This window comes from Paraburkholderia sp. UYCP14C (genome assembly GCF_004197395.1).
Classification (GTDB): domain Bacteria; phylum Pseudomonadota; class Gammaproteobacteria; order Burkholderiales; family Burkholderiaceae; genus Paraburkholderia.
The window spans coordinates 1-5,160 of sequence record NZ_SELS01000155.1 but is presented as its reverse complement, the minus strand read 5'-3'; the positions used below and the strand labels follow the sequence as shown (position 1 = coordinate 5,160).

The following is a 5,160-nucleotide window of genomic DNA, read 5'->3' as shown; positions in this document are numbered from 1 at the left end:
ACTCGATGCCGGCATTATCTCAGACCCGCAACACAACCATCAGGCCCTATCTGCTGAAGACCCTGCCGAACAAAGTCGCCAGCTCCGAAAGCCATTCCCGGTGGGGCTCGCAGACAAATTCGGCCCCTTCGGAAAACCCGCAATCAGTTGTTATCCTGATTGTCGCGCGGCCAGACTACCCGCAACGTCACGCCTTACATAGTAATCCTCAACGACTGAAGCCCTCATCTTGATTGTCGCGCGACACCTGCTCGCCAGCGTCAATCAATAAACTTAACCGATTCGCCACCGCGCTATTTGCACCTGAGCCGGCCTGATCGCCGCGAGCGGCACGCGGCGGTGTTGGGTGGGCAGTTCCCCGATGGCGCCGAGCATGCTGTCGAGCCGCGCTTTCCGGGCCGCTTCAGGCAGGGCTTCGATTTCGCCTCCGAGTGCGGCCAGCGGGGCGCTGCGGCATTCAGCGGGCAGTTGCCCGATGGCGCCGAGCACACTGTCGAACTGCGCTGTCCGAACCGCTTGCGGCAGGGCCCAGATGCAGCCGCCGAGCGCCTCTAGTGGCCCGCTGCGGCGTTCAGCGGGCAGTTGCCCAATGGCGCCGAGCACGCTGTCGAACTGCGCTGTCTGGGCTGCTTGCGGCAGGGCACGGATCTGGCGACCGAGTGCGGCCAGCGGGGCGCTGCGGTGTTCGGCCGGCAGTTGCCCGACGGCGCCGAACACGCTGTCAAACCGCGCTCTCCGGGCCGCTTGCGGCAGGGCATGGATCTGGCTACCGAGTGCGGCCAGCGGGGCGCTGCGGTATTCAGGGGGCAGTTGCCCGATGGCGTCGAGCACGCTGTCGAACTGCACTGTCTGGCCTGCTTGCGGAAAGGCATGGATCTGGCTACCGAGTGCGGCCAGCGGGGCGCTGCGGTGTTCGGGATGCAGTTGCCCGATGGCGCCGAACACGCTGTCAAACCGCGCTCTCCGGGCCGCTTGCGGCAGGGCATGCATCTGGCTACCGAGTGCGGCCAGCGGGACGCTGCGGTGTTGGGCAGGCAGTTGCCCGACGGCGCCGAACACGCTGTCAAACCGCGCTGTCCGGGCCGCTTGCGGCAGCAGGACATCGATCTGACGACCGAGTGCGGCCAGCGGGACGCTGCGGTGTTGGGCAGGCAGTTGCCCGATGGCGCCGAACACGCTGTCAAACCGCGCTGTCCGGGTCGCTTGCGGCAGGACATCGATCTGGCGGCCGAGTGCGGCCAGCTGGTCGCTGTGGTGTTGGGCCGGCAGTTGCCCGATGGCGCCGAGCATGCTGTCGAGCCGCGCTGCCTGGGCCGCTTGCGGCAGGGCATGGATCTGGCTACCGAGTGCGGCCAGCGGGGCGCTGCGGTGTTGGGCCGGCAGTTGCCCGATGGCGTCGAGCATGCTGTCGAGCCGCGCTGCCTGGGCCGCTTGCGGCAAGGCATGGATCTGGCGGCCGAGTGCGGCCAGCGGGGCACTGCGGTGTTCGGGATGCAGTTGCCCGATGGTGCCGAACACGCTGTCGAACTGCGCTGTTCGGGCCGCTTGCGGCAGGGACCAGATACGGTCGCAGAGTGCCTCCAGCGCCTCACCCCGTAGAGACACCGAAAGCTCCCCGATGCGCTGCAACACGACATCGAACCTCTGATTCGTTCTCACGGGCGGCGCTTCCCGGACAATAATCCTTACAGCTTGCCGTTCATCCGTAAGTTGCGCACGCAACTGTCGGTTGGTGCCTGCCAGCGCAATACGGCTGCGAGGATCGATCCGCCCTGCAATATCCTGGGTTATTCCAAGCGGCAGTCGCAACAAACCAGTCAAGGCACTAGGCGCACTTGCTTGCGGAGTTGGATTCGAGGTGGGCCGGCTGGTGGGATTGCCGCTTTCCTCCGTGGATGCCCGGAAAGCTGACGTGGCGGGACTCGTCCCGCGAACAGGTGTGACCATGGGCAAGTTCAGGTTGCGTTAAAGACGAAGCTGATTTGAACAGGATTCACTCCTGCCATTCGAACGTAACGCGAAGCGCTTAATTGAATAGCGAAAGCATGAACTGAGATTGACCCGGTTCTACGGACGGATTTGCAGTGGCTGTAACGAGATAAGTGTTCACGAAAAATTTACTTGGAATTTGGAACCATATCCGTTGAGCAGAATTTCCAGCTCCGCATCGATGGTTTCTTTCGTCCACGTCGCGAAGCGCCGCCAGTGGTACTTGAAGTGCTGACGATCAGCGCCTTTGGTGTCGATGAGATCCAGTACGGGAAAGGACACAATTACCTCACGCTTGTCTACCAGATCGAGGCCGGGTGCACGCGACTGCTCTGGGTTGGACAGGAGCTGAACGAAGGAAAGCTTTGCAACGTTCTTTGCCATAATCGGACAGGAGCTGTATGAAAAGGTTGAATTTGTGTGTTCGGACATGTGGAAGCCTTATCTCGAAATGATCGAGCGTCATTGCCCGAACGCCCTGAATATCCTCGACCGCTTTCACATCGTCGCCAAGATGAACAAGGCCATCGACGAAGTTCGTGCCGACGAGGCCCGGCGCATGACTCGTGACGATTATGAGCCCGTGCTCAAGAAATCCCGCTGGTGCCTGCTCAAGCGGCGCGAGAACCTCACCGGCAAGCAACGCGTTCGCCTGCGAGACTTGCTTCAGTACAACCTGCGCAGCGTGCGGGCCTATCTGCTCAAGGAAGAGTTCCAGCAACTTTGGGACTATAGCTCTCCCACATGGGCGGGAAAGTTCCTTGATCAATGGTGCATCGACGTCATGCGTTCACGCATCGAGCCAATGAAGAAGTTTGCCCGCACGGTGCGCACCCACCGGGAGCTGATTCTCAACTATTTCCGGGCAAGAAAACAGTTCTCCAGCGGCGTAATCGAAGGTTTGAACAATAAGGCCAAAGTGACCATGAGAAAAGCATACGGTTTCCGAACCTTCAAGGCGACAGAAATCGCGCTTTATCATGCACTTGGAAAACTACCCGAGCCTCCGAGCACCCATAGTTTTTACTGACGAACCAAATATTTTGAGGACCGGACCTTGGTGTCTTCAGGCAGCAGACCATCGATCTTCATTTCGCGCACCGCGCGGTGCGCGGCGGCATAGCCGTCGAGCGTGATGGTCTGCGGCGGCTGGCCCTGACGCTTGATGGCCTTGCTGAAAAAAGCTTTGGCCGCAGCCACGTCGCGTCGGGCTCTGAGCATGAAGTCCACCGTCTGGCCAGCCCGATCCACTGCCCGGTACAGGTAGACCCACCTGCCGCGAATCTTCAGGTAGGTCTCATCGACACGCCACGAGCGACCCGCAGGTGTAGCAAAGCGGTTCCAGCGTTTGACGAACTCGGGTGTATAACGCCTCACCCAGCGCAGATTCGTCGTGTGAGCCAGCGACAATCCCCGTTTGGCCATCATCTCGACCAGATCGCCAAAGCTGAGCTTGTAGCGCAGGTACCAGCGAACGCACAGAATGATGATCTCCCGATCAAAATGGCGTCCGCCGAACAACTTCTCCGGACTCTTCAGCTTGCTCATCTCGGCTCGTCGGTTCGTTTTGTTCCGACAACTCTAACCCATTCGCCGGCCCTATTTGCACCAGAGCCCCTATTTGCACCAGAACCCTTTCGTGCTGGTCCGCGACGGCTCTTGCCCTGATGCGGCCAGACAAATTGCTCGAACTCTTCGACGCTCCAATCTTACCGGGTTGTTGCTGTAGAAACAATATCGTGATAGTATTTCCATAGAAACAGGAGGCTATCATGGTATCGACACCGCGAGATCATGCAGCAGTCGGTCCAACGCCGGCCGCCACCCTTTCCAAAGCGGCGGTGCGCGCGGCGGCTGCTCTGCGCATCAGCCAGGCGACGCTAGCCGAAGTGCTCGGACTCAGTACGTCTTCCGTCTCGCGACTTGTCGCAGGCACATACCAGCTTGAGCAATCACGAGGCAAAGAATGGGAGTTGGCGTTATTGCTGGTGCGTTTGTTTCGTTCACTCGATGCCATTGTGGGTCCAGGCGAGAAAGCTCAGGCGTGGCTGACGGGCGAGAACACCGCGCTAAATGCGAGACCAATCGATCTCATCTGCTCCGCTCGAGGACTCGTTAATGTCGTCGAATACCTGGACCTCTACCGAGGTCGCATCTGAGGCTCGCGAACTTATCGCGGATACGTGGCGTGCTGTCGAGGCTCAGCATCGCGTGGCGACGATGTCGCTCGTTGACAGTCTGGCGGAACAGGCCCAGCTGGAAGCGTTGCTCGAAACATCGAAACCTCCGGTTCCTGCCGCGTCCCTCGGACTTCACTGGTTACTGTTCACGCCCTTTCGATATCCGACGTCTAGGTATGGCTCGCGCTTTCGGCGACCTTACGATCCGGGTGTCTTTTATGCCGCCTACGATAAAAGCACCGCCTGTGCAGAGCTTGGCTATTGGCGCTGGCGCTTTCTGACTGAATCGCCGTCGCTTGGATCGATCGATACGTTGCCACAGACACTGTTCAAGGCGGCGATTCGGGGACGCGCGGTTGATCTCCGCCGGCCGCCTTTTTTGCGCCAGCAGACTGCGTTCGAGAACAAGACCGAGCATAGCTACTGCCAGGTGTTCGCCGGCCTCGCACGCGAGGCTCACATCGACGCGATCGTGTATCGATCCGTGCGTGATCCAGCGAGAGGTGGGTGCGTAGCGCTGCTTACGCCCAAGGCATTCACAAAGAAAGAACCTGTCGCCGCTGAAACGTGGAATCTGTCAGTTACGCTCGATCGGGTGATCTGGCAGAAGAGCGACGTGTTGCAGCCTGAGGCGTTCGAATTTCCGTCAAGCCTCTGGAAATAAGCGCTGACGGATCGGCTTGGCTCTCTGACGAGAGCGCGCCCTCCGGGGGCTGGATCCTTTATGCCGCGTGTTTTTGCGCCGCTTGCTCTTCCGCTCTCATTCCAGGAAACCAGCGACCGAAGGTTTTCCGCTGATCGTCGTTCAGGACCTGTACGCAGGTCTGCAGCAGCAGATGCGCGCCGCGCTGGGTCCAACGCATCTGCTGCTTTTTCACAAATCGCTTGCTGACCACGTAGTTCACGGTCGACTCCAACTGATTGCGGGTTTTCCGAAGGGGCCGAATTTGTCTGCGAGCCCCACCGGGAATGGCTTTCGGAGCTGGCGAGG

At 60.0% G+C, this 5,160-nt stretch carries 6 protein-coding genes and 2 pseudogenes; 4 read left to right on the top strand and 4 right to left on the bottom strand.

Annotation, left to right across the window (positions count from 1 at the left end):
• Window positions 1-233: hypothetical protein (locus EVC45_RS46365; RefSeq protein ID WP_211193589.1), on the top strand; the 233-nt coding region annotated here is incomplete at its 5' end.
• 40 nt (window positions 234-273) lie between these two features.
• On the opposite strand, the gene EVC45_RS43400 is transcribed toward EVC45_RS46365, so the two are convergent.
• Complete coding sequence (locus EVC45_RS43400) at window positions 274-1,809, bottom strand: hypothetical protein (protein WP_129964204.1); 1,536 nt, start codon at window positions 1,807-1,809, stop codon at window positions 274-276.
• Between the two features lie 297 nt (window positions 1,810-2,106).
• Window positions 2,107-2,421 carry a hypothetical protein gene (locus EVC45_RS47430; RefSeq protein WP_248295517.1) on the bottom strand — a complete coding sequence of 105 codons (315 nt, stop codon included), beginning with the start codon at window positions 2,419-2,421 and terminating at the stop codon, window positions 2,107-2,109.
• Here EVC45_RS47430 and EVC45_RS43395 point away from each other — a divergent pair.
• Window positions 2,372-3,019, top strand: a complete 648-nt coding sequence (locus tag EVC45_RS43395; RefSeq protein ID WP_306770875.1) for an ISL3 family transposase — start codon at window positions 2,372-2,374, stop codon at window positions 3,017-3,019. The genes EVC45_RS47430 and EVC45_RS43395 overlap by 50 nt on opposite strands.
• A gap of 5 nt (window positions 3,020-3,024) precedes the next feature.
• On the opposite strand, the pseudogene EVC45_RS43390 reads toward EVC45_RS43395, so the two are convergent.
• Window positions 3,025-3,537: pseudogene (locus tag EVC45_RS43390) on the bottom strand (IS6 family transposase); the annotation flags it as partial.
• Window positions 3,538-3,761: 224 nt separating this feature from the next.
• On the opposite strand from EVC45_RS43390, the gene EVC45_RS43380 reads away from it, so the two are divergent.
• Together EVC45_RS43380 and EVC45_RS43375 are read left to right on the top strand one after the other, a co-directional pair.
• Window positions 3,762-4,148, top strand: a complete 387-nt coding sequence (locus tag EVC45_RS43380) for an MbcA/ParS/Xre antitoxin family protein (protein ID WP_129964203.1) — start codon at window positions 3,762-3,764, stop codon at window positions 4,146-4,148.
• Window positions 4,108-4,833 (top strand): RES family NAD+ phosphorylase, encoded by a 726-nt coding sequence (locus EVC45_RS43375; RefSeq protein WP_129964202.1) that lies wholly within the window; start codon window positions 4,108-4,110, stop codon window positions 4,831-4,833. Before EVC45_RS43380 ends, EVC45_RS43375 begins: the two co-directional genes overlap by 41 nt.
• Before the next feature lie 58 nt (window positions 4,834-4,891).
• On the opposite strand, the pseudogene EVC45_RS43370 reads toward EVC45_RS43375, so the two are convergent.
• Window positions 4,892-5,160, bottom strand: a pseudogene (locus EVC45_RS43370) (ISKra4 family transposase); the annotation flags it as partial.